The sequence below is a fragment of the Nocardia vinacea NBRC 16497 genome (genome assembly GCF_000308835.1).
In the GTDB taxonomy this organism is placed as follows: Bacteria; Actinomycetota; Actinomycetes; order Mycobacteriales; family Mycobacteriaceae; genus Nocardia; species Nocardia vinacea.
In genome coordinates this window covers 26,550-50,683 of record NZ_BAGN01000122.1, presented here as the reverse complement: position 1 = coordinate 50,683, position 24,134 = coordinate 26,550, and the positions used below count along the sequence as shown (strand labels likewise).

Here is a 24,134-nt window from a genome sequence, read left to right as displayed (position 1 = left end):
TGCGCTTTCGTCTCGAAGGTATGCAGCCTCTGAATTAACTTCAAGTGCATGTCAAGCATGGATAGGATTACTCACATGCAATTGGATTTGAACCTGCTCGCCGCGCTCGACGCGCTGCTGGAGGAGGGAAGTGTGGCCGGGGCGGCCGCGCGCCTGCACGTCACCGCCCCCGCGATGAGCCGGAGTCTGGGCCGAATCCGGCGCACGACCGGGGATCAGATCCTGGTGCGCACCGGCCACACGATGACCCCGACGCCGTATGCGATCGCCGTCCGGGAACAGGTGCACGAGCTGCTCCAGCAGGTCCAGGGGGTGCTGGCACCGAGCCGTGAACTCGATCTGGCAACGTTGGAGCGCACTTTCACACTCCGCTGGCATGATTCCCTGGTCGCCTCGAGCGGTCCCACACTGCTCTCGGCCGTGCGCGGACAGGCGCCGGGCGTGCGATTACGCTTCGTCGCGGAATCGAGCATCGACACCCCCGAGTTGCGGCGCGGCGAGGTCGACCTGGAGGCGAACGCCAACCGGCCGAGCGTCCCGGACATCCGTGCCGAGAACGTGGGCGAGACCCCGCTCGTCATCGTCGTGAGGCAGGGGCACCCCCTCACCCGCGTCAGGACCGTCACCGCGAAGGAGTACGCCGCCGCTGAGCACGTCACCGTCTCGCGACGTGGAAACCTCAGCAATGCCCTCGACGACGCCCTCGCGCGGCTCGGCCTCACCCGCCGCGTGGTGGCGACCGCACCCACGGAAGCGGCCGCGCTGGAGTTCGCGCGCGGCTCCGATCTCCTGATCTGCGTCCCCGAAGCCACCACGCGGTCAGCGGTCGCCGACCTCGGCCTGGTCGTGCTCCCCGTCCCGCTCGAACTGCCGTCGGCACCGATATACCTGTCGTGGCATCAGCGCTACGACACCGACCACGCCCACGCCTGGCTGCGTGGGCTGGCGCGAACCGCGCTGGCCACCGGCATCCCTGGATGACCTCTCTCGCGGCAGGGCGCCCATCACTTGGACCGAACTCCCTCGATGCCACCGAACACGCACTCGCCGCCCTCGATCCCCTCGGCTTCGACATCGACGTCATGATCACCATCGTCGATACGCTGCATGCCTTCGTCCGCGGCTACGCCATGGGCGAGCTCGCCCAGCAGGAAGCCGTCCGACCCTCGGGAGTCGGCATCCAGGAATGGATGGACGCCCACGCGCCCTACCTCGACAAAGTCGTCAGGGCCGGGCGCCATCCACTCCTCGCCCGGGTCATTCGTGATGCCGAACTTCCCCACGCGGCCGACAGCGCCGAGCGCGGTTTCGAACTGGGACTCGAACGACTTCTCGACGGATGGGAGGCCAACCTCCCAGTCCGGCCCTGACATTCGACAGCGCCAACTGGGTTCGTCGGGGAACCCCGCGCCCGGGCGCCGGTCTGTGCTGCGGCATCTCGTCGAACGGGTACGGCAACTCCAACCATCAGGCGCGCTCGGGCATGACGGTGGATGAGCGGTCGTGCCGCCGCCCGAATTTCAAGCGACAGAACGGCAGCTCACACCGCAGATTCGCCTGCCGGAACACACCGTTCCACCGGTCCGGCAACATCGGCATTCCCTGCTCGGTCAACCACAGCCACGCCGGCTCCGGGCCTCTCGGGGCCCGTCACGTACAACCACTGCCGCTTTTCCCGATGACCAACGCCGAATTCTTCCTCGATAGATCGTAAGTGCTTGTGGGTGCCGTGCTGGGTGGGACCGCCATTCCGGCCGGCTCCACCCCAGTTCAGTGTATGGCGTCGTACCACTGCTGCGGAACGGACCAATCCCATTGTTCCGCAGCGGATTTGCTTCGCATGTATTCGGTGTAAGCCTGCGTCCCGCCCTGGACCATACCGAGTGCGACGAATCCAGCCGCGAAGTGCCGCCACAGCGGCCAGCTCTTGATGCGTAAATGCATTACATCTCCTGACAGCCCGATACCGTTGCCGGCAGCGCGGATTCAGTTCGAAACCGTGCCATCGGTGGGCTGGAAACTCCGAACCGCGGCGTGGTCGAGAACCACAATCTCGGTCTCTGCGGGAGCCAGACTCTTCAGCAGGCCGTAATGCAAGTTCTGGTGCACCGGAGCCAGCCCTGCTTGATGAATCGGCACCGCAATACGCGGCGCCACCGCCCGCAAGTAGTCGATGCCCTCACCAATCTTCATCCAGGGGCCACCCGCTGGCAGCAAAAGCACATCGACGGACCCCGACGGGACGTCGAAAGCATCGCCCGGGTGGAAGAGGCTTCCATTGAGGACGTATCCGACGTTCGCCGAGACCGGAAGGTCGGAGTGGATACAGGCATGTTCACCGCCGACGACCTCGATCTCGACACCGCGCAGCGACAGTTTGTCCCCAGGCGCGACCACATGACCTCGAGGATGCCTCGGGATGTCCGGTCGGTCTGGATCAGCCAGGGCGGCGACGCTGTCTTGGCCCAGTACCAACTCGGCATCGAGGTTGTCGTCCAGCAGAGTCGTCAGGCGCTCGGCGTCGAGGTGGTCAGGGTGAGAATGCGTGATCAGGATCAGATCCAAGTCACGCAGGTGTTCGAAATCGCGCGAGTAGGCACCGGGATCGAACAGCACGCGAACTGGGCCTTCGGGCCCGGGGATGTCGGCCAGCACGCATGCGTGACCGTAGTGGGTCAGGTCCATCGTGATCTCCATTCACAGAGCGGCGATGACCGCGGCAATCAGGAAAACCAGCGCCGCGACCGCGACACCGGTGCGAACGAAGTGGAACCGGCGCCAAAACGCGCGTAGCGCTTCGGCACCTTCGGGCGGTGTGCCCTCCGCGAGGCGGCGGAATTTCGAGTTGATCGGTTCCCCCAGCAGGGCCGAACCGACCATGATCACCACAAGACAGGCCAATCCCAGCCAGCCGAGAAGCCGGGAATTACCTGAAGCGTGCGTCGAGAAAAGAACCGCACCGACACCGGACAACGAGACGAAGATGGGCATCATCGGATCGACGTGTTTGAGCGTGCGCCGAAAGTCCGTTGCGTACTCCACTACCGACATCCGATTCCACACCGCGAGCCGGTCGATGGCGATAACCCATATTCCGCCCGTCGCGAGCCCACCGAACAGCAGCATCAGCATCGCGCCCAGGTGGCCGAGAGCCGACATGATCAGCACTCTTCGGTTTCGGCGCGACCAGCAGCCGGGACGGTAGTCAGAATATTCTTCAACAATTTCGAATTACCTTCTCTGACAGACGATTTCGTCGCACGCGAGAAACTGCTCGGCAACTAGTGGGAGCCGAGCAGACGTCACCGACCGCAGGCGACGGTGAGACGGATCGGCGCATGCCGGGCAAGCCAGACCTGCAATGCATCGCAGGCAGGTTCGAGTGCCGTCGAGCCGAACGCACGACCCTGAACCACCTCAATTCCGTTGCATACTGCGGAACAGTGACCCGCTCCGCGCGACCAGATTAGCAAGCATAGCCAATGCCAGCAACCGTTTGCCGCGCCAGTCCGGCCTGTCCTACGCCTGATCCCGATATGGTTCGAGGGCGGCGACATGCTTGGCATCGGCATCGAATTTGACCAACTTCCGCCATTGGATGCGGACGCGATTGTCGTTCCACAAGGCCTCCACCGGGTCGATCCGGAAGAAGACTTGACTGCCCGCTCCGCCGGTTCGCTTGAAGCTCTTGAAGATGTCGGCCTCTTTCAGAAAGTCGAACTGCTCATGGCTGACCTCGATCGCGTGATCCATCTCGGTCGGATCGGTCACCCGGGTGGCGAGACCGCTCATCTGTAGCGCGCGCAGCTCGGTTCGGGCTGCGAACCCGTCCGCGGGGACGTGCTCGAGCGTGTATCCGACGCGGTTGTCCTGTAACAGTGCGGCGTACTTGCGTGTGTAGGTGAACGTGTGGAAGTAGACGGATAGCCCATCGGCGGCGAAATGCATGGTCGATACCAGCGGCGCGCCATCGAGGCCGACTACGGCCAGTGAACCGATCTCCTCGACGCGAAGCAACTCGCGGATCTCGTCCTCGACCTCTGCCGTGGTGGGTTCATTCGACGCCATGGTTTGCGTTTCCTTGTCTCGATTCCGTTGCCCTTCGCAATCGGATGAGACGAGAGCGTATCGGTACCGTGACGACATTTTGCCCGGGTTACCGGAAATGTCCTGAGAAACGATACAGCTCCGTCTCGATCTACCGAGAGGTGAGCAATGGTAGTAGCACCCTGTCGACGTAGCCGACCGCGTCACCCGCGAACGAAATATCTTCGACGAGTAGGCCTTTGACCATATGCCGACCAATCAGCGTCTCGAACAACAGCCGATCCAGTGCGGCATCGGTGATCTCGCCGCGGCCGATCGCCCGCTGGACGACATCTCGGCAGTCGGTCCGTCGCCGCAGCAGCGCATCGCCGCGCACAACCGCGGCGATATCGGGTTCCCGTTGCGCGACGACCAGCAGGCCAGCGAACGCGACCGAGCTCTCCGCCTCGGCGATCGTGTCGAACAGCTCCACCAGCCTGATCAGGTCGGACCGCAAATCCCTTGCATCGGAAGCCAATTCGGGATGAGCTGCGGAGCGAGCACGCAGTGCGGCGATGACAAGTGATGGTTTGTCGGCCCAGCGACGATAAAGAGTCATCTTGCTGGCGCCGGCACGGGCGGCCACGGCTTCGGTGGTGAGCCGGTCATAGCCGACCTCGCCGAGGATTTCCAGGGTGGCACCGAGGATTGCTGCGGTGCGCTCAGCCGCTCGGCCTCCGCCTGTCTGCTCAGCCATAGTGCATGTGACGCTACCGTACCGATCTTGACGGTATCGATGTGGGATAGTTGGGCCGATCGGGCACTTGATGCGCGGCAGTTTGGTATGTATCGGTATCGGGCGGTAACCCCGGAATTCGGCGACCTCCTTGTCGGAGCGGCGCGGCCGATCAAGACTTTCACTGCGACGATAATTTCAATGCTGCGACCGGGCAGCTGAGTACGGCACCTTGGACTAGGACCTTGTCGGACTCCGAGACCTCTGCGGTCCGAATCGTCAGTGCGCCCTCGTCGTCGACCGAAAAGAAACGCGGAGCAGCCGCCTCACACATGGCGTGGCCCTCACAGCGATTTCGATCGACCTCGATCCTCACGAGTCGCCCTCGCCGGTGAGCAGCACCGGCACCGATTCCACCCGCCTGGTAATGGTTCCCTCGCATTTCACCCAGGCGGCGTCCGGTGTCAGGCGCAAATCGGGATATGCGTCCATGAGCGCTGCGATCGCCACCCGGGCCTCGATCCGTGCCAACGGCGAGCCGATACACGCGTGGATTCCCCGTCCGAAGGCGAGATGGCCAGCGGCGTCGGGTCGATCCAACCGGTAGGTTCGCGAATCATCACCCCAACGCTTTTCGTCGTGATTGGCGGACTGGATATTCAGGTACACCTTCTTGCCAGCCGAGATCGGGCATTCAGCGAGTGTGATGTCTTCCAGCACCGTTCGAACCATGAACTGAGCCGGCGAGTCCAGCCGCAGTGATTCCTCGATCGCATTCGGCAGCAACGACCGATCCGCGACGACGGCGTCCCACCGGCTGCGGTTTTCGAGTAGTCGATACAGGCAATTGGCGATGAGCCCGCGAGTGGTGTCGGTGGCGGCAACGATGAGTTGGAAAAGATGCGAAACGACATCGAGTGTCGGCAAATCCGTCTCACCAGGGTCGGCGAAGCACAGATTATCCAGTACATCCTCATGACGGTCCTCGGGACGAGACCGCCGCCGCTCGACCAGTTCTACGAGGAAGGCGATCAGCGAGCCGAATTCGGGCAGGCTGTCGGTAGGCTCCGGGACAGCGCGCACGACAGCGTCGGACCATTCCTGCACATCATGCCACGCGGACTTCGGTACCCCGATCAAGGCGTAGAGGACTGCTGCGGGAATGGCGTGCACGTAGTCCGCGTACAGATCGACGCGGCCCGAATCGGGCAGCGCGTCAAGGGCTTTGCGGACGATGCTCGCCACCTCGGGCGTGAGTCTGCGCAGACGCGTTGGTGCCATATCTTTGAGGAGCCTGGTTCGCAGTGTCGCGTGCTCGATACCGTCAGCCTGGGTCACATTGGTGGCCGGAGTCTTTACGTCTTCTGTTCCCACCGAGAAGTTGCCGCGGCTGGAAAACCGCTTCGTATCGTCGAAGACCTCCCGGACCACATCGTCGGTGTTTGCGACGTAAAGGATTTCGCTCACCCGCCCAACGGGGCATCCTCTTCGAGATGCCTGCATGAGGTCATCGGGGTCTGGAATGTGCGCGGGGTTCAGCGGATTGAAGAACTCATCCGACTCGACCGAGGTTGCCATTGTGCTCCCTTTCCATAACTGCAAGTGTTCAAGATGCAGGCCCATTTGCTCCACGGTTGTGACCGGACGTCGGGCACGTGACCGCGTTGTCCGCGGCCACCCGAGCGGTCAGCGGAAGCCCGAGACCGAAGAGCTCGAGTCGGATTTCGTCGCCGGCGTTGATTTGTCCCACGCCTGCCGGGGTGCCGGTGGTGACGATGTCTCCTGGGTGGAGCGTGGTCACCGACGAGGCGTAGGAAATCAGCTTCGGCACATTCCAGATCAGATCTCTGGTATTGGCTTTCTGACGTAGCTCTCCATTTACCCGGCAACGCAATTCGACATCGCCTGGGTCGCCGAACTCATCGGCTGTGACGAGGACCGGTCCCATCGGGGTGAAGGTGTCGAACGATTTACGAGTCGAGCGATCCTCGCCGCCGCGCATCGTGATATCCAGCAGTCCGGTGTAACCGAATATGTACTCGAGGGCCCGGTGTTCGGCGACGTTGCGCGCAGTGCGGCCGATCACGACTGCGAGTTCGCCCTCCTGATCGAATCGCCGGTCATGGTAGGGCAGCTGAATGGTGCCGCCCGGATCCAGCAATGACGACGGTGCTTTGAGGAAGAATCCCAATGCGCCTACTTGGGCGTCGACCTTCATCTCGAGCTGGTGGTCGCGATAGTTCACGGGCGCGGCGATGATCTTCGATGGATTCGGTACTGGGAGCCGCAAGGCGATGTCGCGCAGCGCGGTGGCGTCATCGGACGCTGGAACCGACAGCGTCCCGTCCTGGGCCCAACGGTCGATGACCGTGCGCATACTGTCGGCGAGCGGGACCACACGGCCGTCTCCGAGCAACTGTCCCGCTCGGCCATCGTTGTACGAAAGCAGCCGCATATTGCGATCTCTCCTGACCAGGAACAAATGTGAATGCGGGGCTCGCCGAGTCGGATCGCGTTCTCGACGAGCCCCGCGCCCGGGGGCGATAGAGCTCCGGGCCCAACGCTGCCGTCTGGGAAGGGTGCGGGTGCCCCGACAACAGCAAAGTAGATCCGTAGCCCGCTTCGTGCACGGCAGTGGAAAGCTGGACTCCCCAGTCCTATTCAGTGATCAGGTGGCAGTGGCCAGCTCGAACTGCACTGCGGAACGTGAGCTGACGAATGGACGGATTCGTTCCACCAGGCTCAGGTGATCGGGATGTTCCAGATACGCGAACAGTGACTGTTCGCTGTCGAATACGGCGCTGACAGCGTAGGACACATTGCCGGGCCGCAGGCCGAGATCGCGACCGTGCCGATACGACACAATGCCGCGCAGCGACGACGACAGGGCATTCAGACCGTCCTCGAGTGCAGTCAGGATCTCAGCCGGAAGATCGTCGCTGAAGCCGAAAGCCACAATGTGCGCAAGCCGCATCGGTTCATCCCTTGGTCGAGTGGGCGCCGGTCATCAGCGCCGCGAGGTCATCGGGCTGCAGGAACGAGGGCGGCGGGGGTGGACCCCACGCATAGAGGCCCTGCAGCCCCTCCAGCACCTTCGGGCTCCACAGTTCGTCCTCTGGGACGGTGTCCATGTCGGAGTAGTACTCGGAGAAGTTGCCAGCAGGATCCTTCAGATACCAGAAGAAGTTCGCCCCGGCGTAGTGCCGCCCGAGGCCCCAGATGTGGCGCTCCGGATGATCTTCGAGCATATCGAAAGCACCGCGGCCGACCTCGTCGATGTCATCAACCTGCCAGCTGGTGTGGTGCATGAAGTTGACCGGAGCGGCCATCACCAGGACATTGTGGTGCTCGATGGAACACCGCATGAACGCAGCCTTGTCACCCATGTAATCGCTGACCTTGAATCCGAGACCGTCGCGGAAGAACCGCATCGTGGTCTCGAGATCAGTGCTACCGATGACGCAATGACCGAGCTTGCGCGGCCGCACTCGTTCAGTGCGAGAGATGAACGGAGCTCTTCCCCACCGGTCGATGCGCCCGGGCCCGTTGTAGGGCGTGGGCGACACCGGCGGTTCGACAACGATCCGTGGCCGGACCGCGACCCGCACGACGGTTCCCGTGACCGGTTCGACGGTCTGCACCGAATCCGTTTCCTGCCGGATCGCAACGCCCAGGGCGGTGAGTTTGCTTGCGACGGAACCGATGTCGTCCGCATCGTCGGCGGCGATCGACAACTCCATCAATCGTCGCAGCGGGGCGTGGACGAGTTCGAGTTGTTCGCCGCCGTTGACGGTGGCGAATCGGCCCCCACCGAGGTGTTCGAGTCCGAACTCGGTGTAGTAGCCGATGTTTTCTTCCAGGTTCGGTACACCGATGGTGAGTTTGCCAAGGCCGTGCAGTGCCATGATTGCGTCCTTACTCCGCAGCGACGAACTTCTGGTGCAACGTGCCGATGCCCTCGATCCAGGTGCTGAGGCTCTCGCCGGGCTGCAGGAACCGCTGGGGATCCCGCCCAACACCGACGCCGGCTGGGGTTCCGGTGAAGACGACGTCGCCCGGGTAGAGCGTCACCATCTGCGATAGACCCGAAATCAACTGCGGCACGGGGAAGATGAGATCGCGGGTACGGCCCTTCTGGACGTCTTCGCCGTCGATCGAGCACCCCAGCGTGAGATCGTCCCGATTCGCGAGCTCGTCCGGTGTGACCAGCCAGGGCCCCTGCGGGGAGAAGCCTGGGAAAGACTTGCCAAGGCCGAATTGTGGTGCAGGACCACGCAGCTGCGATACCCGCTCCGAGATGTCCTGTCCAACAGTGAGGCCCGCCACAGACGTCCAGACATCACCGGGTTCGACGCGGTGCAGCTCCCTCCCGATGATTACGACAAGCTCGACTTCCCAGTCGACGTTGCCACCCGCGGGCAACACAACAGTGGTATCCGGGCCGGTGAAGCTGGATACGTACTTTGTGAAGACCGGTGGAAGATGTTCGGGCGACTCGAATCCGGATTCGGCTGCGTGCGCGTGGTAGTTCAGGCCGACCGCGAACACCTGGCGCGGTGTCGGCGAAGGGGCGCCGAGCAGAGCCCGATCCAGGCCGAAGGCATGGGCTTGTAACGCATCCGCCGAAAGTGTGGTCGCCCAGTCCTTGAACTCGCCCCACTTGGCATAGACCTGGGCGAGGTCGGGACCGAAGCGCCCGTCGGACACGGCCGCGACCGGCGCGGCCTGTTCGGCCGCGTCGCTACCGAAAACAAAGACCGCGCGGCCCTCTAGATTCGCAATACGCATGAAGTGAGTTCTCCTTGAAGTAATTGGTCGAGTTGGAATTCAGGCAGCACCTGTAGCAGGCACTGCCGCTGTGTCGGCCCGCAGGCAGGACGCGTACTCGTCGACGAGTGCGGCGGCCTCATTCACCTGCGGCGCAGCACCATAGATGTAGTGGTCGGGCCGGATCAGCACCGCGGCAACCGAATTGGTTTCGAACCAGCGAGTCCACTCTCCGGTGAAGTCGCGCAGGTCGGGGTCACCGGTGGCGGCAATCGACTTCACGGTGATATCAATTCCCGCGAGGGACTGCCGCGCCAAGGCATCCAGCACCTGCTCGGCAGGCTGGTCGGAAGCCAACAACAGCACTGCGCCGCTCCCCGTCGCGGTGTCGAGCAGTTGCGGCGAGCGCTCGACCTCGACGGCGAACTGCGGGGCAAGGGTGCCGCCCAGGTCGCATCCGGCCAGCACGACTCCACTCCCCAGGACAGGGCGGGCGGTCACCGGAAGCACCTTCGCCGGATCGGCACCACCGGCGATCATGCGCTCATCCCGCTGTGCCGCCTGCTCCGGGTCGAGCACGCAGATCACCTTTCCCAACTCCACAGACATCGCGATCGCGTGCTGTAGGTGCAGGCTGCGCTCACTGGTATAGGTCTCGAGCAACGCGGGTTCGGAGACGCCACGCAGGACCCGATCCAGCTTCCATGTCAGGTTCGCCGCATCCCGCAGACCCGAGCACATGCCCTGTCCTGCGAAGGGAGGCATCTGATGGGCAGCGTCCCCTGCGATCGCGAGTCGGCCACGGCTCCACTTGTCGGCCCAGCGGGCGGCGAAGGTGTACATAGCATGTCGTTCCAGACGCGTGTTTTCCGGAGTTCTTCCCCACGCGCCGAGCAGCTTCCACGCGGTCTCGGTCGTACCGAGTGCGACGGGATCTTCACCGGGCAGGCGCATGAACTCCCAGCGACGCCGTGTGGGGCCGCCGGACACGATGGTGGTCGGCCGAACGGGATCGCAGAGCTGCCAATTCATCGGCGACCACGCCACGCGGTCGACGGGGATGGTGTCCACGATCAGCCAATCGAAGAAGAACCCCTGGTCTTCCATCTCGACACCCATTCGACTGCGCACGAAGCTGTTGGCCCCGTCGCAGCCGATCACGTACCGCGCGGTGAAGGTCCGGCTGACCTGAGTAGTCGCGGCGATTTCGCCTGGCTTCACAACTTCGGTATCGCAAGCCGATACCACGACATGATCCGCGTGCTCCTCGATGTCGATGACGTCCGCACCCCGCACCAACGCGACGCTCGACATGGAATCGAGGGCGCTGGCCAGTACCTGCTCCAGCTGTGGCTGCGAAAAGAAGTTCGCCGTCGGCCATCCATTCGGACCTGTTCCCGACCAGTCGATGCGCAGCAACGCCTCACCTGCGGCGTTGCGCCACTCATAGAAGTCCGGCACGGGTTCGGTGACGGCTTTGATCTCCTCGGTGAGTTCCATCGACTGGAACACCCGGCCGATCTCATCGTCGAAATGCACCGCGCGGGGTAGCGGATATGGCTCGGGCCAGCGCTCGACCACGACCACGTCGTGCCCCTTCTGCCCGAGCATGCGCGCAGTCGCCAAACCGACTGGGCCGGCACCGACAATCACCACGTCGTGATGTGAGTTCTGCATGGATCCTCGCTACGGGAGATACCCGATAGTCAATAATTCAGCCCTATTGAGCATGATTAATAGGGCTAGAATCGCTGGGCTGGTACGTTTTGTCAAGCCATCGGGGGGAATTGATTACGTTTGATTCGGTGAGATGCCGAAGCCGCGCGACAGGAAGCAGGGCGCAGTGACCGACCTAGCCGAGCAGATGACCAAGGGCGGGCGGGGCAGCCGCACCGAACGAGCCACCGAAGTCATCGCCGAGTTGGCTGAAAACGCTTCGGCCGGTGCACATCTGGGCACGAAGGTGGAGCTGCAACAGCGGTGCGGGGTCGCCAAGAGCACCTTCAACGAGGCGCTGCGTATCCTGCAGGCGCGCGGAGTGATCACCGTCCGCTCTGGGCCGGGCGGCGGGGTATTCGCGGCGAAGCCGAATCCTCTTGTAAGGCTCGGAAATTCGCTCTTGTCATTGGATGCCGCAGAGGCAGATGTGGCCGACGCGGTGCGCATCCGCGACGCATTGGACCCGCTGCTGATCGACGATGCCCTGGAATATTGCTCGGCTAGAGACATCGCGAGCATGCGCGCCATCCTTTCGAAAATGCGCCAAGCCGTCATCGACAATCGAGCTATCGACTTCGTACGCGCCAACTGGGCCTTGCATGCGGCGATCGCGCGCGTCAGCCCGCATACGCTCATGCGCTCGATATATCTGTCCCTGCTCGATGTCATCGAGTCACACACCGTGTCGGTGCTGCCGACGACCGCACAGTCCCTGCCCACATATATCGCCGAACGACTGCGGTTGCACGAGGAGTTGGTGGATGCGCTCGCCAGTGGGGACCGATTGCGGGCGAGGCAGCTGATCGATCAGCATCGCACCGCCGCGCCGCAGCCGGGCCTGCCGAAGTGAATCCGGCACTTAGAGCAGCCTTTTCGTTATGAATGGGCTCCGGATTCGGCCAGATTTTTGGCCGACGGCACGATGAACTCTTCCCATCCGAGCGCCTCGAGATCAATCTCCTCGGCCACAGTGCCGCATTCGCGGCAGGTGCGCGCCTCGGTATCGGAGTTGAATCGCGCGCAGGCCGTCGCGTAGACGCGGACGGCTTCGGCGTCGTTGTCGTGCACCCACTCCAGCCGGTGCAGCTCGGCGCCGCACTTCTCGCAGAACCAAGCGGCCCCCTCGAGCCCGAGCCCGAGCGGAACATAGGTCAACATCACGCCTTCCTCGATCGGCTCGATTCGGTGCGGCGTTCCGGCGGGCACGTAGACGTTGTCACCGGTGGTGAGGGTGAAGTAGTTGACGGAGCTGTCGTGCATCCGCACGACCGAACTGCCCGACATCTGCGCGATCACTGTGTCGTGTTCGTATAGGTGGAAGAACGGTTGCTTCAGCCAGTTTCGCGACAATGCGACCTGAGGATCCACATCGAGTGGCAGCACCGCGACATCGGCATAGTTCCCAACCTCTGCTGCGGCCTTGAATGCCGAGAGCATACGACGGCGTCCCATCAGAGCTTCGCCTCCTTCGCGGCATCGGCGAGTGCACGGTGAGCGGCGTTGGCCACCCGGGTCTGGGCGACCATGTTCGCCCACCGCCAGGCCTCGGTGTTGTGTGGCGTACTGACGTGACCACAGTTCTGGCAGGTCCGCCCCGCATCGGAGTTGCGGATATCGGCGAACTCCGCCGAACCGACCATCGTCGAAAACTGCCGGACCGCATCATCTTTCCGGCCGCCGAACTGCTCCGGATCGAAGTCTGGCGCCCCCTCCGGGGCGGCAGAGTAGGCGTGCCGCACGATCTCCTTCTTGCACTTCTGACATTTGGCCACCATCGCCTCCTCCTGCCCGGCTTCCGTCGACTGCAGCTGGGTGACGGTGACGAGGACGAACGCTTCCGGGTTCTTCTCGTCCCGCAAGAACGAGTTGACCCCGTGGAACTTCTGAGTTGCCATGATGGAACCGCTCTCGAGCATCGCCTCGTTCGACCCGAACGTAACCGCGACCTCCGAGACCGTGTTGGCGTGGAAGAAGTGGCCGTGATCCTTGTCCGGACCGCCCCACATGACCGCGCCGCACGGCACGATCGATCCGGCATCGTCGTACGGGAACAGCGGCATCAGTTGGGCGGCGGCTTTGGCCATACGCTCGTAGACACTGACCTTGAGCGGCTCCTTCTTGCCGGTGGGTCCGGGGATGCGCCGAGTCGCACCCAACTCCGGAATACTCACCGCCTCGGCAACTTCAGTCATCGTTTCGACTCCTCATGCTGTTCGAACCCGGGGTTATCGACACCCGGGCGATGATCGGCCACCCAACCGGCAGCCTTGGGACACCCATGCGGGGATGTGATCGACATCAGCACCTCCGTATGTGTCATCATACGTGACGGTGATCCACATCACGGAACAACTGTAGCAGCGAAGCGCAATGCCTTGCAAGAAACTTCCGAGACAGTTTCGGAAAGCAGAACACCCCGAGACGCAATCGCGTCCCGGGGTGTCCGAATACCAGTGTGATCAGCCGAAACTCGCCGCGAGTTGGCTGGCCGTGCGTATTGCCGCCGCCCCCGCGGCTCGCTCCCATTCGGCGCTCGCCCGCGCGCGTGGTGCGGTCACTGAAACGGCTCCTCGCACCCGCCCGTCGCGGTCGCGCACTGCGGCGGCCACCGCGCCGACATCGGGTTCACTCTCTCCGTCATTGACCGCATAGCCGCGCTGACGGATCTCCTCGAGCTGTTCGCGTAGGACGGACTTGCTTTGCAAGGTCGCCGTTGTCGCCGGCTCCAACGCCTCGTCCGGATAGATCTTGTCGACCTCCGCGTCGTCCAACTGGGCGAGCATGGCCTTGCCCGCTGCGGTCGCATGCGAGGGCAGCGTCCAACCGATGCGGCTGCCGGTGCGTACGGTCTGCTGGCTTTCGACACTGTCGATGAACACGACCTCCGCACCGCGCAGCAGGCCGAGATGGACCGTTTCGCCGATTTCGTCACGTAACCGCAGTAGAGCGTTGCGAGCGACGACCCGGATCTCGATGTTCTGCAACACTGCCAAACCGATGTCGATGAGAGCCGGACCCGGCTGATAGGCCCGTGAGAACTCATCCTGTTCCACGAACTGGTGATAGCTCAACGTCGTCAGCATTCGATGCACGGTTGAACGCGACAAGCCCATCGCCCGGCTGGCCTCGTTGACTCGGATCTTCGGACTCTCGTTGAACAGAGCCAGCAGTCGCAGGACATTGTCGACCGCGCCGATCATTCCGGACGGACGCTCCCCGGACCCCTCATCACCAGACTTGTTATTGACCTTCGATAACGCCTCGTCGGCGAAACCGTCGATCCCCTCGACACCCATCGCTATACGGTATCCCACCCGTACCACACCGCCCTTCCCCAATCGTTAGCCGACACCGATAAACAAACCGGTACCGTAGTCTCATGATACGGGCTAGCGATCCTTTCTGCGGAACAGGTTAGCGCTCTAACTTGCATTCGATCAAGTTATCTGCTCGAAATCCGGATCCCGGGCATCAAGCAACTCATGCACACGAGCCTTGATCCGTGACCCACGCCATGGCATGATTCGGAACAGTGTTCCTCAATGTGACACATTCTGAATCCCCTGCCTGATCTCTAAGGAAGACCAATGTCGCTGTTTCTGAGCATCCACCAGGCCCCCGGTATCTCCGAGGAAGAGGTCGCGGCCTACGGCCCGGAAGTCGCCAAGGGAGTACACGCGACGTTCCGCCACCTCTTCGCCAACGGCGACTCCGGCTATATCGTCACGCTCTACGAGGCCGACAGTGAGGCTGCGGTACGCGATGAGTTCGAACGCGTCGGCTTCCCCGTCGATACGGTCACCGAGATCGACATCGAATTCGACGCCGGCCAGCTGCAGCAGGCCACCGCCTGATGACCGCAGCAGTGAGTGCCGAGTCCGCGCAGCCCACCCTGGATCGGCCTGTCCAGCTGCACTTCCGCGGCGATTGGGGTCAGGCCAACATGCACCGCATCTGCGGGTGGATCGCCCAGGAGATGGGCGATCGCTGTCCCGATGGGTCCGGCTTCGCTATCTGGTCGGGCCGGGGTGGAACCGACCAGATCGACGCCCTCCAAGCCGACGAGGCCGACATTGCCGTTATCACGCCGACCGCCGCCGTGCGCGCGGTATGCGATGGCGCGGTGTCGATCGGTGGCCGGTCTGCCCAGTCCAATCTCCGAGCGCTGGGCGTCATCGGCCAACGCGATCGGCTCGTCGTCGCCGTCGATGCTGAGCTGCCGGTGCAGTCGGTAGCAGATCTGGCCTCGATCGCCGACCGCCTCGTCATCGCCACTTCCCAGGACGATGGTGTCAATCTCATCGGCTGGGCGGCTCATCATGGGCTTCGGCTCGCCGGCGCAGATCCGGAATTATTGCGGGTCGGCGGAGCGCAATTCCGCTACTCGGAGCGCCCGTTCCCCGCGATCCATCGCTTCGCCACTGGTGAGGCCAACGTCCTCATTCACGAAGCGATCATGACGCCCGCGTGGCAGCGCGTCGCCAACACCCGCCCCGTGCGCTATCTCGATTGGGGCACAAAGGTATTCGACGGATTCGCCGCCTTCGGATGGCCGACAGCACACATCGAGGCAGGCTACCTGCCCGGGTTGGAACAGCCACTGCGCACGCTGGACTTCTCCGACTTCGCCATCGTGTGCCGCGACGACCTCCCCGACGACGTCGCCTACCTCGCCACCTGGTGCATGATCAAAACCCGGCGCGCACTCGAAGTCCAATACGCCCACTTCCCGGCAGACCACACTCCGGTCACCTACCCCGTCGACCCCACCGCAATGGCCGACACCCCAATCCCCCTACACCCAGGCGCAGCCCGCGCCTACACCGACCTGGCCGGCGACACCGGCGACGGCCAAATCCTCATCTGGAGCTGACCCGGAATGCCCGTCACAGACCTGCTGATCATCGGTGCCGGACCCGCCGGACTGTATGCCTGCTACTACGCGGGCATGCGCGGGCTGTCTGTCACCGTGATCGACAGTCTTCCGCACCTCGGGGGACAGACCGCGGCGCTGTACCCCGAAAAGAACATCTACGACATTGCCGGATTCCCAGCGGTAACCGGTCGCGAACTCATCGCCCGCCTTACCGAGCAGGCCATGACCGCCGATCCCACCGTCCTTCTCGGCGAAGAGGGCCTGAAACTCCAGCAACAGTCCGACGACTCGTTCGTGGTCACCACAGCTGTGGGCGCCGATATCCGCGCCCGAGCCATCCTGCTCACCGCCGGCATCGGCCGCTTCACACCGCGCCCTCTTCCCGCGCTCGCCGGCTACACCGGTGCCGGGATAGAGCACGTCCTCGACGCACCCCACTCGTATGCGGATCACGATGTGGTCATCGTGGGTGGCGGGGACAGCGCGGTGGATTGGGCGAACGCACTCGTTCCGCACTCGCGATCGGTCACGATCGTGCACCGCCGCGCGCGCTTTCGCGCGCACGAAAGCTCCGTCGCCGCCCTGCGCTCCAGCACGGCCCGCGTGCTGATCAACAGTGAGATCAGCCAGGTCCACGGCGACACCACGCTCGAAGCGATCACTATCCACGACTGCGTCGCCGACACCACCGAACGGGTCTCCGCCACTCTCCTGGTGCCGGCCCTGGGCCACATAGCATCGCTCGGCGGCCTCACCTCGTGGGGAATCGATTTCCTCGGAAAGCACATCCCTGTCGGCACCGATATGGCCACCAGCCGTCCCGGCATCTACGCCGCTGGTGACATCACTACCTACCCGGGGAAGGTAGCTCTCATCGCGGTGGGATTCGGCGAGGCCGCTACCGCAGTGAACAACATCGCGGTGGCGTTGCATCCGGACGAGCAACTGTTCCCTGGCCACTCCAGCGACAAACTGCCTGAACCGGTGCAGTGAAAGGACATTCCTATGGCGTATGTAATCGATGAAAAATGCATCAACGAACTCGACGGCTCCTGTGTTGACGCATGTCCGGTCGACTGCATCTACGAGGGTTTGACCAAGCGTTACATCAACCCGCACGAATGCATCGAATGCGGAGCATGTCTGACCGAATGCCCGGTCTCGGCGATCTTGGCGCCCAAGGACATCACCGACCCCACATGGCGCGACGACAACGCGGCGTTCTTTGCGGTGCCCCTGCCGGGCCAGGACGAGGCGCTGGGTGATCCGGGCGGCGCGATGGGACTCGGCCCCGTCGGCGTGGACACCCCAATGGTCGCATCACAAGCTGACCGATAGCGCGGCGCCGCTTCGAAAAGGCAATAGTAGAAAGGGTTTTCAATGATGAGTGTCGTTGCCGACGTCATCCACGCCAGCCACGCCCTCGCGGCCGCGGGTCTGTCCGACATGGTCTGGGGTCATGCCTCGGTCCGCGACCCCGACGGCAAAGGCGCCTGGATGAAGGCATCGGGATACGGTTTCGAAGAGATCGACGCCGACCGCGTAGTGCTGGTCTCTCCGGACGGTGACGTGCTGTGGGGCAATGGCAAACGGCATCTGGAATTCCCGATCCACACCGAGATCCTCTCCCGGCGAACCGATATCGGTGCTGTTGTGCACACGCACGCGCCCGCGCTCAGCGCCTTCTCATCACTGCAGCGCGATCTGCTGCCGATATCCCACGATGCCGTGCCGTTCGCATATCCGCAGCTGCCACGGTTCACCGTCACCGGAGCGCTGATCGCGACCCAAGATCTCGGCCGCGCCCTGGCGGAGGAGCTCGGCGACGCCAATGGCATTCTCATGCCCCACCATGGTGCGGTGACTGTGGGCGCCGACATCGGAACGGCCGTAATGTATGCAGTACTGCTCGAACGTGCCTGCCGCACACAGCTTCTCGCTGACGCCGCCGGGGGCGTGCGTACCGCTTCAGATGAGGCGGAGACCCGCTTCAAGCGCGAACAGATCTGGAATCAGTCTCAGCTCAACGCCGGTTGGGAGTATCTGGTACGCCGCGCCGACACCGAGGCCTGACATGGCTGCGAACCGTCACACCCTGCGCGAGGCGATCGGAGAAGAGCTCGAGCGAATCGACCGGGTGGCGGCGCAGCTCTGGGATGGCGACTGCGATTTCACCGCCGACAGCGGCCACCCGGGCTGGTCCTATGGTCACCTCGCCACCCACATCGCCAGGGGCAGCGACTACTTGTCCGGCACGCTGCTGACCCTGTCCAGCGATGCCGACGCGTTACTGAGGAATGCTCTCGACCGATCGGCACAGATCGACCGCGAGGCCACACGTCCCGGCGCGGTCATCGTCACAGACTTCGAACAGGCAACTCATCGGTTCGTGCACGTCCTCGATGCAGTGCCGAGAGAGAAGTGGTCCAGCACTCTGGTAGCCACCGGCGGACGGTCGGCCTCAGTAGGCGACATCGCCGAATTGTGGCTACAAGAGATGCGAATTCATGTTCCGGCTTTGACGCTCGATCACATTGAGCACAGCGATACGCCCGACAGCCGATGCCTGATCATCGACCTGCTGCCCGAGACCGCGCAGCCGCCCCGGCGTGCCACCAAGCCCTAACTGTTCCGAGTTGCGCCGCGGCGATGTCGACGACCTCGCCGTCGCGTACTGATTTCGTGCCGCCACGTAACCCCGTGGCCGTAGTTGAAATGAGTTTCGTTGTACGACAAGGCTAATCCATTGCTCGCCACCGGCCCCGCTGCGTCCTTCAGTCGACAGGCCCGGATCGTGATAGCGATTTGTTTCCTCGTGCTCGTGCTCGAGACCTACGACCTATCCATGTTCGGTGGCATCGTGCCGGCGCTGCTGGAATACCGGCCATGGTCGCTTACTCCGAACGAGGTATCGAGCATGGCCTCGCTCGGCGTTGCGGGCATGCTGGTCGGGGCGCTGAGCACCGCCGCACTTGCCGACCGCTTCGGTCGCCGCAAGGTCATGATCGGAGCCATCGCCACGTTTTCCGTCGCCATCGGCGTCTCTGCCCTGGCATCTACGCCGGAATTGTTCGGGCTCATGCGGTTCGCGGTCGGCGTCGGGGCCGGCGCGCTGACCCCAACCGCCACTGCGATGTTGATCGAATTCGCGCCAGCCGGACGCCGAAACCTGACAACAGCGTTGGGATTCGCCGGACTGGGCACCGGCGGAATCGTGGCCGGACTATTGGCGGCATGGCTGGTGCCGCACGTCGGATTCCGCGGCATGTGCGTCAGCGGGTTCCTGCCGACCCTGGTGATACTGCCGCTCGTGCTGGGTTTCCTCCCCGAATCCCCTGCCTTCGTAGCGGCCCGCCGCGGAAGCCCACACGTCGAAATCGACACCGGCGCCGCATATTCGGTGCGTTCGAGTTCCCTCCGTGAGCGGGCGCGCGCAGTGTTCGGGGCGGGCAGAACCCCCGCGACTGTGCTGTTCTGGATGACCACCTTCTGCTGCATGCTGGTGGGTTTCGGCGCGAGCACCTGGCTTCCGGCACTGCTGCACTCGGCCGCCTACGGAATCGGCTCATCGCTGATCGTGCTGTCTGCCTTGAATATCGGAACCGTGGCCGGTCCACTGGCTTTGTCGCCGCTGGCGGACCGCTTCGGACCGAAACCTGTAGTGACGGGCGCGTTCTGCGCGGCCGCGCTCGCGCTGGTCGCGCTCTGCGCGCAGCCTCCGATCGCCATGGTCTATGTCCTGGCGGCGATGATCGGCGTCGGAAGCACCGGTAACCAGACCATGATCAACACCTACATCGGCTCGTACTACCCCGGATCCGTTCGGGCCACCGGGCTCGGCTTGGCTATGGGCATCGGGCGCCTCGGCGGGGTGGTCGGTCCGCTGTATCTGAGCACCTTGATCACCGCGGGCGTCGGCTTCAGCGGCAGATTCATCGCTCTCGCCGCACCTTGCCTACTGGCCGCGCTACTGATCCCACTGGTCCCGGCTCGTCCGAGCCGGGACGAGATCCAGCACGCGCCTTCGCTGACGAATTAGAAGGCATACGGGCCGAAGCGTCCCCAGGCTACGAGCGCCGCGAATATCAGCAACACGATATTCAGCCAAATCATCTTCGGCTCGTCGTTTCGGCGGCGATGGACCATCGCGGCACCGCCCATCATGACGGCCAGCCCGAGCGCGGCGACGGGCACCAGAATCGGCGCGATATTCAGTGCCGCAGGCAGAATCAGCCCGATCGCACCGGCGATCTGCAACACGCCGAGCACCTTGATCGCGCCGGGCGAGAAGTCCTCCGCCCAGCCCATCCCCGATGACGCGAGCTTTTGTTTGGATCGAACGATCTTCGTCAGTCCGCTCCCGACGAATACCACTGCGAGCAGACTCGCAACTACCCAAAGAACGACGTTCATAAGTTTCCTCTCACAACCAGGTCGGCGCTGCTGGATCGCCTTCGATTTCGACGTCCACGGCTCCGCGGCCGGTGGCCCAGCGCGCCACGGCGGCCGACGATCCCAACACCCGAGTCGCGATCGACTCGGATTCGTGGATCTCGATGGGCGGTCGACCGTCGATACCGAGGCACACGCCAGCCCCACGGTCCCGGGCACGCCACAACACCACGACATCGGCCAATACACCGTCGAGCACACTGCCGGGGAAGTCACCGAACCGGCCGCCGTTGCCGAGGTCCACCGCGTGGATCCACACCTCACGAGCGCGCATCCACGCCGTCTCGGAGGCGGGAACCGTTCGACCCTGGGCGGTCCGAACGAATGCGTCCCACGCACTGGCAGGCAGGTTCCGCCAGCGCTCGCCGAGGCGAGCGGCAGTGTGCGTGAACACGTTTCGGATTGCGGCCGGAGGTAGTGTGGCTCCCTCTTCGATTTCCCGGCTGCGCTGTTCCGGGGATTCGTACATCGGCGTCTCGACACCGCTTGCCGCCCAATCCAATAGCCGGCACAGCGCAGCCGCGTTGTAACCGACATGGGCTACCAGGTGGCGCCGGGTCCAGCCCGGCAGCAAGGTGCCACCGTCCAACTCGTCATCGGTGAGTTCGGCGAGACGTCGAGCGAAGTAGGCCGTGCCGCGATGGGCGATCAACAGTCGCTCCGCCAACGGTAGTGCGGCGAAATTCGTTTGCTCCGTACTCATTTGATGATGGTCTTGTTCCGGACCGACCCGAGCCCCTCGATGCTGACTTCGATCGTCTGGCCATCCTGGATGTAACGAGCGGGGGTCCGGGCGTGCCCGACTCCGCCGGTGGTACCGGTGCAGATCACGTCGCCTGGCTGCAAGGTCACGATCTGCGATATATAGGCGACGAGCCGTGCGGGCCCGAAGACCAGATCATCGGTCGTCGCCGACTGCATCAATTCGCCTTCCAGACGTGCTTCGATCCGGGTCCCCGGGACGTAGTCGGTGTCGAGCACCGGTCCGAATCCGGTGGTCTTCTCGAACCACTTGCCTTGGTCCCATTGCATCGACCGGTACTGGTAGTCGCGCATGGTGTAGTCGTTGACGACCGAGTAGCCAGCGATGAAATCCGCTGCCTCGTCCTCGGAAACCTGCCGTGCTTGCTTTCCGATGACCACAGCCAGCTCCGCCTCCCAATCCAGCGCCGCAGCGGCGTAAGCCGGGACCACCACGTCGTCGTACGGTCCGGTCAGCGACTCCACGAACTTCGCGAAAAGGGTGGGGTACTCGGGCTTTTCCCTCTTCATTTCGGCGATATGGGAGGCATAGTTGAGGCCGACACAGATGACCTTGCCCGGCCGCGGCACCACCGGCGCGTAGTCCACACCGGCCAGCGCGATGGTGTGCCCGGTCTGGGACGTTCCATCGGCGGCCGCAGCAATGGTCTTCCAGGCCGGGTCGGCGAGCAGGGCCGACAGGTCGGGGAAGCCCGCGATAACGGTGGCTGTCCCGTCGTCACCGATACGCGCGGCGACCGTGGTTCCGTCCAGCCGCAGAGTTGCTAATTTCATAGGTGTCATGCTCCTTCGACGACTAGCGAACGGGCGAGCTGCAAACGCTCCATGATGGGCGCGTCCGAGAACACGAAAAGGTCCAGGGATGACTCCGACTCGATCGACAGTGGAGTCCAGGAGGGCACCGTGACCAGATCGCCTTTGTGGACCGTATGGACGTCCGCACCGAGCTGGATTCGTCCGGTGCCTTCGAAAACCTGATAGACAGCCGAGCCGACGTCGCGACGAGTCCGAGTCCGAGTGCCTTCACGTAGTCGATGGAACTCGGCGCGAATAGTCGGCATGACGTCACCACCGGTCGTCGGGTTGGTATAGCGAACCGCGGCATGGCCGGGCTCGATGGTCGCCGGATATCCTTCGTCTTCGAGCTCGAACTGTTCGGCAAGAGCCCGGTCGGTGTACTCCCAGCGATACGCGGCAATGGGCGAACTAGCGGTTTCGTCCAAACCCACCAGCGGACGCAGGCCCGGGTGCGACCAGAGCCGCTCGGACCGCGAAACATCGGGTGTGGAGTCATCGGTCACCGCATCCGAGCCGAATTCGAAGAAACCGCTGTCCACATAGCGAGCGAACGGGATGTCGAGACCATCGAGCCAAGCCATCGGCTGATCGGTTTCATTGTGATGACCGTGGAAATGCCAGCCCGGAGTCAGCAGGAAGTCGCCGCGGCGCATTGCGACCGGATCACCGTTGACGACGGTCCAGACGCCTTCACCCTCGACGACGAATCGAAATGCGTTCTGACTGTGGCGATGTTCGGGTGCGACTTCTTTCGGCCCCAGGTACTGGATCGCCGCCCATAATGTGGGGGTCACGTAAGGGAGGCCGCCGAGGCCCGGGTTGGCCAGCGCGATCGCGCGTCGCTCCCCGCCTCGGCCGACGGGTACCAGGTCACCAGCCCGGGCCGCCAATGGGTAAAGCCTGGACCAGCGCCAGACGAAGGGCATCGCCTTTGAGGTCGGCGTCATCGGCATCAGGTCGCCGAGCTGCGTCCACAGTGGGTTGAGGTGCTCCTCCGCGAAATCCAGATACAGCCGTTCGAGTTCCAGATCCTTCCAGTCCGTGGACTGCTCGGGCGAGGTCATGTCTGAAGAACTCCTTGCCATCGAGCGGCGGTAGCCGCGAAATACGCCCCCCGTGGTCACGCTATCGGCGCGGGCAACGCATTCGGCAGTTCATTCCGCTCTCCAGAAAGTTCTCAGAATTCGATGTCGGCGATATCGGCCTCAATACTGCGAACCGTGCTCTGCATCTGTGCGATAAGGGGTCCACGCAGACGGTTTTGGTAACGCAGTACCGGGATGGCGACGGAGATGGCACCGAGCGCGTCCCCCGCGTGATTGCGAACAATCATCCCGAACGCGGCGATGCCGACCTCGGTCTGCTGCAGATTGATCGCGAATCCGGCCGTTCGGCAGCCTGCCAGCTCGCGAGTGAAGGCGTCGAATTGCTCGGCTGACATGGTCCGGTCCCCCGGCACGGAGTCGGCCTCGCTCCAGTCGTCAGGCCGCAGGTACAGCTGGGCAAGCACGTCCTTGCGCAGCTCGGCAAGCAGGATTTTGCCTCCTGCCGTGCGCTCGGCATCCAGGACTTGTCCTTGCCGATCGCCGACGCGCAGCATCTCGTTCGATTCGCAGGACAGCAGGAATCGCACCTGTGTACCTACCCGAATCACCAGGTTCACCGTTTCCCCGCAGCGGCTGGCGAGCGCTTCCATATGCGGGCGCGATCGTTCGGTGAACTCCCGTGTCCAGCCACGTCGCGCCGGACCGGCGCCCATGGCGGGCCCAGGGTGATACCGCCGGTTTTCGTCCTGTACAGCGAACCCTCGGTACAACAGCATGGCGAACAGTCGGTGGGCGGTCGATGGCGCGACACCCAATTCGGTAGCGGCCTCGCTCAATCGCACGGCGCCCACGTCGCGCAGTAATTGCACGAGTCGCAATGCGTTGTCGACAGACTCGAGCATGTAGGCCGGTTTTTCGATCATCGGTCGATGACCATGTTTCTGCATACTGG

General features: G+C 63.5%; 30 protein-coding genes. 10 read left to right on the top strand and 20 right to left on the bottom strand.

Annotation, left to right across the window (positions count from 1 at the left end; all coding sequences use genetic code 11):
• The first annotated feature begins 75 nt into the window (after positions 1 to 75).
• Entirely contained in the window at positions 76 to 981 is a 906-nt protein-coding gene (locus ON44_RS16845) for a LysR family transcriptional regulator (RefSeq protein WP_040691071.1), read from the top strand.
• Entirely contained in the window at positions 978 to 1,370 is a 393-nt protein-coding gene (locus tag ON44_RS16840; RefSeq protein WP_051182111.1) for a TetR/AcrR family transcriptional regulator C-terminal domain-containing protein, read from the top strand. Before ON44_RS16845 ends, ON44_RS16840 begins: the two co-directional genes overlap by 4 nt.
• A gap of 400 nt (positions 1,371 to 1,770) precedes the next feature.
• On the opposite strand, the gene ON44_RS50260 is transcribed toward ON44_RS16840, so the two are convergent.
• From ON44_RS50260 to mhpA, 12 genes are all read right to left on the bottom strand, one after another.
• Positions 1,771 to 1,944 (bottom strand): hypothetical protein, encoded by a 174-nt coding sequence (locus ON44_RS50260; protein ID WP_157187191.1) that lies wholly within the window; start codon positions 1,942 to 1,944, stop codon positions 1,771 to 1,773.
• Between the two features lie 42 nt (positions 1,945 to 1,986).
• Positions 1,987 to 2,685, bottom strand: a complete 699-nt coding sequence (locus ON44_RS16830) for an MBL fold metallo-hydrolase (RefSeq protein ID WP_051182125.1) — start codon at positions 2,683 to 2,685, stop codon at positions 1,987 to 1,989.
• 12 nt (positions 2,686 to 2,697) lie between these two features.
• Positions 2,698 to 3,159, bottom strand: a complete 462-nt coding sequence (locus ON44_RS16825; protein WP_157187190.1) for an anthrone oxygenase family protein — start codon at positions 3,157 to 3,159, stop codon at positions 2,698 to 2,700.
• Positions 3,160 to 3,519: 360 nt separating this feature from the next.
• Complete coding sequence (locus ON44_RS16820; protein ID WP_040691065.1) at positions 3,520 to 4,068, bottom strand: pyridoxamine 5'-phosphate oxidase family protein; 549 nt, start codon at positions 4,066 to 4,068, stop codon at positions 3,520 to 3,522.
• A gap of 130 nt (positions 4,069 to 4,198) precedes the next feature.
• Positions 4,199 to 4,783: a TetR/AcrR family transcriptional regulator gene (locus tag ON44_RS50255; protein ID WP_051182110.1), complete on the bottom strand. Its 585-nt coding sequence runs from the start codon at positions 4,781 to 4,783 to the stop codon at positions 4,199 to 4,201.
• Between the two features lie 160 nt (positions 4,784 to 4,943).
• On the bottom strand, positions 4,944 to 5,204 hold the full coding sequence (locus ON44_RS53455) for a ferredoxin (RefSeq protein ID WP_281005199.1): 261 nt from the start codon (positions 5,202 to 5,204) through the stop codon (positions 4,944 to 4,946).
• A complete protein-coding gene (locus ON44_RS46845; RefSeq protein WP_157187189.1) occupies positions 5,135 to 6,340 on the bottom strand; it encodes a cytochrome P450 in 1,206 nt (401 codons plus the stop codon). Before ON44_RS46845 ends, ON44_RS53455 begins: the two co-directional genes overlap by 70 nt.
• A 28-nt stretch (positions 6,341 to 6,368) precedes the next feature.
• Positions 6,369 to 7,217, bottom strand: a complete 849-nt coding sequence (locus ON44_RS16800) for a fumarylacetoacetate hydrolase family protein (protein ID WP_040691058.1) — start codon at positions 7,215 to 7,217, stop codon at positions 6,369 to 6,371.
• Positions 7,218 to 7,430: 213 nt separating this feature from the next.
• Positions 7,431 to 7,736, bottom strand: coding sequence for a Dabb family protein (locus tag ON44_RS16795; protein ID WP_040691056.1), 306 nt, complete (start codon positions 7,734 to 7,736; stop codon positions 7,431 to 7,433).
• A 4-nt stretch (positions 7,737 to 7,740) separates the two neighbouring features.
• A complete protein-coding gene (locus ON44_RS16790) occupies positions 7,741 to 8,667 on the bottom strand; it encodes a VOC family protein (RefSeq protein WP_040691052.1) in 927 nt (308 codons plus the stop codon).
• A 10-nt stretch (positions 8,668 to 8,677) separates the two neighbouring features.
• The gene (locus ON44_RS16785; protein WP_040691049.1) at positions 8,678 to 9,550 is read right to left on the bottom strand and encodes a fumarylacetoacetate hydrolase family protein; all 873 of its coding nucleotides are present in this window, start codon (positions 9,548 to 9,550) and stop codon (positions 8,678 to 8,680) included.
• Between the two features lie 39 nt (positions 9,551 to 9,589).
• Positions 9,590 to 11,206 carry a bifunctional 3-(3-hydroxy-phenyl)propionate/3-hydroxycinnamic acid hydroxylase MhpA gene (mhpA, locus tag ON44_RS16780; protein WP_040691048.1) on the bottom strand — a complete coding sequence of 539 codons (1,617 nt, stop codon included), beginning with the start codon at positions 11,204 to 11,206 and terminating at the stop codon, positions 9,590 to 9,592.
• Positions 11,207 to 11,372: 166 nt separating this feature from the next.
• Between mhpA and ON44_RS16775 the strand changes: the two genes are divergently transcribed.
• A complete protein-coding gene (locus ON44_RS16775; RefSeq protein ID WP_245567193.1) occupies positions 11,373 to 12,098 on the top strand; it encodes a FadR/GntR family transcriptional regulator in 726 nt (241 codons plus the stop codon).
• A 26-nt stretch (positions 12,099 to 12,124) separates the two neighbouring features.
• Here the strand turns inward: ON44_RS16775 and ON44_RS16770 are convergent, their stop codons facing one another.
• The 3 genes from ON44_RS16770 to ON44_RS16760 form a co-directional block, all read right to left on the bottom strand.
• Positions 12,125 to 12,700: a cupin domain-containing protein gene (locus ON44_RS16770; protein ID WP_040691045.1), complete on the bottom strand. Its 576-nt coding sequence runs from the start codon at positions 12,698 to 12,700 to the stop codon at positions 12,125 to 12,127.
• Positions 12,700 to 13,440 (bottom strand): hypothetical protein, encoded by a 741-nt coding sequence (locus ON44_RS16765; RefSeq protein WP_040691044.1) that lies wholly within the window; start codon positions 13,438 to 13,440, stop codon positions 12,700 to 12,702. Before ON44_RS16765 ends, ON44_RS16770 begins: the two co-directional genes overlap by 1 nt.
• Positions 13,441 to 13,707: 267 nt before the next feature.
• Positions 13,708 to 14,544 (bottom strand): IclR family transcriptional regulator, encoded by an 837-nt coding sequence (locus ON44_RS16760; protein WP_051182108.1) that lies wholly within the window; start codon positions 14,542 to 14,544, stop codon positions 13,708 to 13,710.
• Positions 14,545 to 14,835: 291 nt separating this feature from the next.
• Between ON44_RS16760 and ON44_RS16755 the strand changes: the two genes are divergently transcribed.
• The 7 genes from ON44_RS16755 (at position 14,836) to ON44_RS16725 (ending at position 20,163) form a co-directional block, all read left to right on the top strand.
• Positions 14,836 to 15,102, top strand: coding sequence for a nickel-binding protein (locus ON44_RS16755; RefSeq protein WP_040691040.1), 267 nt, complete (start codon positions 14,836 to 14,838; stop codon positions 15,100 to 15,102).
• The gene (locus ON44_RS16750) at positions 15,102 to 16,121 is read left to right on the top strand and encodes a type 2 periplasmic-binding domain-containing protein (protein ID WP_051182107.1); all 1,020 of its coding nucleotides are present in this window, start codon (positions 15,102 to 15,104) and stop codon (positions 16,119 to 16,121) included. Before ON44_RS16755 ends, ON44_RS16750 begins: the two co-directional genes overlap by 1 nt.
• Positions 16,122 to 16,127: 6 nt before the next feature.
• Positions 16,128 to 17,117 carry an NAD(P)/FAD-dependent oxidoreductase gene (locus tag ON44_RS16745; protein WP_040691038.1) on the top strand — a complete coding sequence of 330 codons (990 nt, stop codon included), beginning with the start codon at positions 16,128 to 16,130 and terminating at the stop codon, positions 17,115 to 17,117.
• Between the two features lie 12 nt (positions 17,118 to 17,129).
• Positions 17,130 to 17,462 (top strand): ferredoxin family protein, encoded by a 333-nt coding sequence (locus ON44_RS16740; RefSeq protein WP_040691036.1) that lies wholly within the window; start codon positions 17,130 to 17,132, stop codon positions 17,460 to 17,462.
• Between the two features lie 42 nt (positions 17,463 to 17,504).
• Positions 17,505 to 18,197, top strand: a complete 693-nt coding sequence (locus tag ON44_RS16735) for a class II aldolase/adducin family protein (protein ID WP_218007589.1) — start codon at positions 17,505 to 17,507, stop codon at positions 18,195 to 18,197.
• 1 nt (position 18,198) lies between these two features.
• Positions 18,199 to 18,750 carry a maleylpyruvate isomerase N-terminal domain-containing protein gene (locus tag ON44_RS16730; RefSeq protein ID WP_040691035.1) on the top strand — a complete coding sequence of 184 codons (552 nt, stop codon included), beginning with the start codon at positions 18,199 to 18,201 and terminating at the stop codon, positions 18,748 to 18,750.
• Between the two features lie 99 nt (positions 18,751 to 18,849).
• Positions 18,850 to 20,163, top strand: coding sequence for an MFS transporter (locus ON44_RS16725; RefSeq protein WP_218007588.1), 1,314 nt, complete (start codon positions 18,850 to 18,852; stop codon positions 20,161 to 20,163).
• On the opposite strand, the gene ON44_RS16720 is transcribed toward ON44_RS16725, so the two are convergent.
• The 5 genes from ON44_RS16720 to ON44_RS16700 all read right to left on the bottom strand — a co-directional run bounded on the left by ON44_RS16720 (position 20,160) and on the right by ON44_RS16700 (position 24,129).
• On the bottom strand, positions 20,160 to 20,537 hold the full coding sequence (locus ON44_RS16720) for a DoxX family protein (RefSeq protein WP_040691033.1): 378 nt from the start codon (positions 20,535 to 20,537) through the stop codon (positions 20,160 to 20,162). The two genes, ON44_RS16725 and ON44_RS16720, sit on opposite strands and share 4 nt — an antisense overlap.
• Positions 20,538 to 20,547: 10 nt before the next feature.
• Positions 20,548 to 21,279: a maleylpyruvate isomerase family mycothiol-dependent enzyme gene (locus ON44_RS16715; RefSeq protein WP_040691031.1), complete on the bottom strand. Its 732-nt coding sequence runs from the start codon at positions 21,277 to 21,279 to the stop codon at positions 20,548 to 20,550.
• Entirely contained in the window at positions 21,276 to 22,112 is an 837-nt protein-coding gene (locus ON44_RS16710; RefSeq protein ID WP_040691029.1) for a fumarylacetoacetate hydrolase family protein, read from the bottom strand. The genes ON44_RS16715 and ON44_RS16710 overlap by 4 nt, the downstream gene beginning before the upstream one ends.
• A gap of 5 nt (positions 22,113 to 22,117) precedes the next feature.
• Positions 22,118 to 23,200, bottom strand: coding sequence for a cupin domain-containing protein (locus tag ON44_RS16705; RefSeq protein WP_040691027.1), 1,083 nt, complete (start codon positions 23,198 to 23,200; stop codon positions 22,118 to 22,120).
• Positions 23,201 to 23,313: 113 nt separating this feature from the next.
• Positions 23,314 to 24,129, bottom strand: coding sequence for an IclR family transcriptional regulator (locus ON44_RS16700; protein ID WP_040691022.1), 816 nt, complete (start codon positions 24,127 to 24,129; stop codon positions 23,314 to 23,316).
• Positions 24,130 to 24,134: the final 5 nt, after the last annotated feature.

Coding starts and splice junctions, on each gene's coding strand:
- ON44_RS16795 (WP_040691056.1), bottom strand. CDS start 7,736: ATGCGGCTTGCGCACATTGTGGCTTTCGGCTTCAGCGACGATCTTCCG.
- ON44_RS16715 (WP_040691031.1), bottom strand. CDS start 21,279: ATGAGTACGGAGCAAACGAATTTCGCCGCACTACCGTTGGCGGAGCGA.
- ON44_RS16700 (WP_040691022.1), bottom strand. CDS start 24,129: ATGCAGAAACATGGTCATCGACCGATGATCGAAAAACCGGCCTACATG.
- ON44_RS16710 (WP_040691029.1), bottom strand. CDS start 22,112: ATGAAATTAGCAACTCTGCGGCTGGACGGAACCACGGTCGCCGCGCGT.
- ON44_RS16825 (WP_157187190.1), bottom strand. CDS start 3,159: ATGTCGGCTCTCGGCCACCTGGGCGCGATGCTGATGCTGCTGTTCGGT.
- ON44_RS16730 (WP_040691035.1), top strand. CDS start 18,199: ATGGCTGCGAACCGTCACACCCTGCGCGAGGCGATCGGAGAAGAGCTC.
- ON44_RS16740 (WP_040691036.1), top strand. CDS start 17,130: ATGGCGTATGTAATCGATGAAAAATGCATCAACGAACTCGACGGCTCC.
- ON44_RS16720 (WP_040691033.1), bottom strand. CDS start 20,537: ATGAACGTCGTTCTTTGGGTAGTTGCGAGTCTGCTCGCAGTGGTATTC.
- ON44_RS16750 (WP_051182107.1), top strand. CDS start 15,102: ATGACCGCAGCAGTGAGTGCCGAGTCCGCGCAGCCCACCCTGGATCGG.
- ON44_RS16785 (WP_040691049.1), bottom strand. CDS start 9,550: ATGCGTATTGCGAATCTAGAGGGCCGCGCGGTCTTTGTTTTCGGTAGC.
- ON44_RS16845 (WP_040691071.1), top strand. CDS start 76: ATGCAATTGGATTTGAACCTGCTCGCCGCGCTCGACGCGCTGCTGGAG.
- ON44_RS50255 (WP_051182110.1), bottom strand. CDS start 4,783: ATGGCTGAGCAGACAGGCGGAGGCCGAGCGGCTGAGCGCACCGCAGCA.
- ON44_RS16705 (WP_040691027.1), bottom strand. CDS start 23,200: ATGACCTCGCCCGAGCAGTCCACGGACTGGAAGGATCTGGAACTCGAA.
- ON44_RS50260 (WP_157187191.1), bottom strand. CDS start 1,944: ATGCATTTACGCATCAAGAGCTGGCCGCTGTGGCGGCACTTCGCGGCT.
- ON44_RS16820 (WP_040691065.1), bottom strand. CDS start 4,068: ATGGCGTCGAATGAACCCACCACGGCAGAGGTCGAGGACGAGATCCGC.
- ON44_RS16800 (WP_040691058.1), bottom strand. CDS start 7,217: ATGCGGCTGCTTTCGTACAACGATGGCCGAGCGGGACAGTTGCTCGGA.
- ON44_RS16790 (WP_040691052.1), bottom strand. CDS start 8,667: ATGGCACTGCACGGCCTTGGCAAACTCACCATCGGTGTACCGAACCTG.
- ON44_RS53455 (WP_281005199.1), bottom strand. CDS start 5,204: ATGCGAGGGAACCATTACCAGGCGGGTGGAATCGGTGCCGGTGCTGCT.
- ON44_RS46845 (WP_157187189.1), bottom strand. CDS start 6,340: ATGGCAACCTCGGTCGAGTCGGATGAGTTCTTCAATCCGCTGAACCCC.
- ON44_RS16770 (WP_040691045.1), bottom strand. CDS start 12,700: ATGGGACGCCGTCGTATGCTCTCGGCATTCAAGGCCGCAGCAGAGGTT.
- ON44_RS16840 (WP_051182111.1), top strand. CDS start 978: ATGACCTCTCTCGCGGCAGGGCGCCCATCACTTGGACCGAACTCCCTC.
- ON44_RS16735 (WP_218007589.1), top strand. CDS start 17,505: ATGATGAGTGTCGTTGCCGACGTCATCCACGCCAGCCACGCCCTCGCG.
- ON44_RS16745 (WP_040691038.1), top strand. CDS start 16,128: ATGCCCGTCACAGACCTGCTGATCATCGGTGCCGGACCCGCCGGACTG.
- mhpA (WP_040691048.1), bottom strand. CDS start 11,206: ATGCAGAACTCACATCACGACGTGGTGATTGTCGGTGCCGGCCCAGTC.
- ON44_RS16755 (WP_040691040.1), top strand. CDS start 14,836: ATGTCGCTGTTTCTGAGCATCCACCAGGCCCCCGGTATCTCCGAGGAA.
- ON44_RS16765 (WP_040691044.1), bottom strand. CDS start 13,440: ATGACTGAAGTTGCCGAGGCGGTGAGTATTCCGGAGTTGGGTGCGACT.
- ON44_RS16760 (WP_051182108.1), bottom strand. CDS start 14,544: ATGGGTGTCGAGGGGATCGACGGTTTCGCCGACGAGGCGTTATCGAAG.
- ON44_RS16830 (WP_051182125.1), bottom strand. CDS start 2,685: ATGGACCTGACCCACTACGGTCACGCATGCGTGCTGGCCGACATCCCC.